The sequence below is a fragment of the Streptomyces sp. CO7 genome (assembly GCF_053474865.1).
The window spans coordinates 388,718-389,639 of record NZ_JBRIOU010000002.1 but is presented as its reverse complement, the minus strand read 5'-3'; the positions used below and the strand labels follow the sequence as shown (position 1 = coordinate 389,639).

The window sequence follows — 922 nt, the reverse complement described above, 5'->3', positions numbered from 1 at the left end:
GACCAGGTCTGGACGTCCGCCACCGAGGCCGGACCGAAGGCGGCGAGGTAGCGGCGCACCAGCAGTTCCGGGTCGGGGGCCGCCGCCATCGGGCCCGACAGCCAGGTCTCGGCGGTGGCGAACACCGGCTGTCCCGAGCGTCCCCACAGTCCGCGCGGCGGGATCTGCACCAGGGGCACCGCGGCGCGCAGCGCGACCACCAGCAGGGAGACGTCCCGGCCGGGCCACCGCCCGGCCAGCAGCCGGGACAGATCGGCCGAGCTGCGCGGCTCCGCGTCCAGCCAGGCGCGCCCGGTGGCCTCCAGTTCGGCGGGGTCGACGCCTTCCAGCTGCCGCCACACGCGCGGCCCGACCGCGCGTTCGATGCCGGGCCGCAGGGTGGGGCGCAGCAGTCGACAGTCGTCGGCGGTGACCAGGTGGACGGTGCTGCGCTGCAGGGCGAGACGCACCGCGGACCGCTCCAGCAGCAGGGTGGACAGTTCCTCGGGGTCGAAGTCGCGCAGCCTGGTCCACAGGCCGACGTAGGGGGCCTGCGGGTCCTGCGCCTGGAGGCCCGCGAGGTGCTCGATCACCGCGTGCGCGGACCACGCGGCGCGCTCCAGGAGGAGCTGGCGGGCCAGGAAGGCCCGGTTGAGCGCCCGCCGGGACAGGGTGGCCGGTCGCGTGGAGGTGAGCGCCATTCGGATGCCGTCCTTGTCGGGGTCGGTGGTCGGGAAGCCGGGGTCGGGGAGCCGGCTCGTCACCTCACGGTAAGGGCCATTGCGGACGGTTTCTGGCCTCAATGGGGCTCCCGCCCGCACTGCTGCCTCCGGTGCGCGGGGCCGCCTGTTCCGTCGCCGCTCAAGTGCCGAGGCGGTTGCCCGGGGCTGCCGAACCGTTCCGCGGCCGCCGCGTCCGGCGTGGCGTCCGGCATCGCCCGGCG

The 922-nt window shown here is 75.8% G+C and carries 1 protein-coding gene; it reads right to left on the bottom strand.

The window, feature by feature from the left end; translation table 11 throughout:
* On the bottom strand, window positions 1-743 hold a 743-nt coding region (locus ACOV8S_RS03690; RefSeq protein WP_448316077.1), incomplete at its 3' end, for a DNA glycosylase AlkZ-like family protein.
* Window positions 744-922: the final 179 nt, after the last annotated feature.